This window comes from Streptomyces sp. NRRL B-24484 (assembly GCF_000717715.1).
GTDB lineage: Bacteria > Actinomycetota > Actinomycetes > Streptomycetales > Streptomycetaceae > Kitasatospora.
In genome coordinates this window covers 1-1,514 of the sequence record NZ_JOAI01000116.1, presented here as the reverse complement: position 1 = coordinate 1,514, position 1,514 = coordinate 1, and the positions used below count along the sequence as shown (strand labels likewise).

At 69.7% G+C, this 1,514-nt stretch carries 1 protein-coding gene; it reads right to left on the bottom strand.

Features of this window, described 5'->3' with window-relative positions; genetic code table 11:
* Positions 1–1,514 (bottom strand): acyl-CoA carboxylase subunit beta (locus tag IE98_RS0141455; RefSeq protein ID WP_063749098.1); only part of this gene is annotated, 1,514 nt, incomplete at both ends.

The following is a 1,514-nucleotide window of genomic DNA, read 5'->3' as shown; positions in this document are numbered from 1 at the left end:
TACATCGGTGGGTTGCCGTGCTTGCGGCTGGGCAGGTCGGCGTGCTTGGTGCGGAGCATGGCGAGCGAGGCGGCGAGCACCTGGCGGGTTTCGGCGGGGTCGATGACGTCGTCCACGAGGCCGCGTTCGGCCGCGTAGTACGGGTGCATCAGTTCGCTCTTGTATTCCTTGATCTTCTGTGCGCGCATCGCCTCGGGGTCCTCGGCCGCGGCGATGTCGCGGCGGAAGATGACGTTGGCGGCGCCCTCGGCGCCCATCACGGCGATCTCGTTGGTGGGCCAGGCGAAGGACAGGTCCGCGCCGATGGAGCGGGAGTCCATGACGATGTAGGCGCCGCCGTAGGCCTTGCGCAGGATCAGCGAGATCCGCGGCACGGTGGCGTTGCAGTACGCGTAGAGCAGCTTGGCGCCGTGCCGGATGATGCCGCCGTGCTCCTGGTCGACGCCGGGCAGGAAGCCGGGGACGTCGAGCAGGGTGACGATCGGGATGTTGAAGGCGTCGCACATCTGGACGAAGCGTGCGGCCTTCTCGCTGGCGTTGATGTCGAGGACGCCGGCCAGCGACTGCGGCTGGTTGGCGATCAGGCCGACGACGTGGCCGTCGATCCGGGCCAGGGCCACGATGACGTTGGTCGCCCAGCGCTCGTGGACCTCCAGGTACTCGCCGTGGTCGACGACCTCCTCGATGACCTTGCGCATGTCGTAGGGGCGGTTGCCGTCGGCGGGGACCAGGTCGAGCAGGCTCTCGTTGCGGCGTTCCACCGGGTCGTCGGTGGCGCTCGCGGGGGGCATCTCGCGGTTGTTCTGCGGCAGCAGCGACAGGAGGTAGCGGACCTCCTCGATGCAGGACTGCTCGTCGTCGTAGACGAAGTGCGAGACGCCGGAGACCGAGGAGTGGACGTCGGCGCCGCCGAGGCCGTTCTGGGTGATCTTCTCGCCGGTGACGGCCTGGACGACGTCCGGGCCGGTGATGAACATCTGCGAGGTCTCCCGGACCATGAACACGAAGTCCGTGAGTGCGGGGGAGTAGGCGGCGCCGCCGGCGCAGGGGCCGAGCATGACCGAGATCTGCGGGATCACGCCCGAGGCCTTGGTGTTGCGCTGGAAGATGCCGCCGTAGCCGGCGAGGGCGGTGACGCCCTCCTGGATGCGGGCGCCGGCGCCGTCGTTCAGCGAGACGAGCGGCGCACCGGCCGCGATGGCCATGTCCATGATCTTGTGGATCTTCTGGGCGTGGGCCTCGCCCAGCGCGCCGCCGAAGATCCGGAAGTCGTGCGCGTAGACGAAGACCGTCCGGCCGTGCACGGTGCCCCAGCCGACCACCACGCCGTCGGTGTGCGGCTTCTTGGCCTCCAGGCCGAAGCCCTGCGCGCGGTGCCGGCGCAGCGGCTCCACCTCGTGGAAGGAGCCCTCGTCCAGCAGCAGGTCGATCCGCTCGCGGGCGGTCAGCTTGCCCTTCGCGTGCTGGGCCTCGGTGGCCTTCTCGCTCGGACCACGCCGGACCTGCTCCCGGAG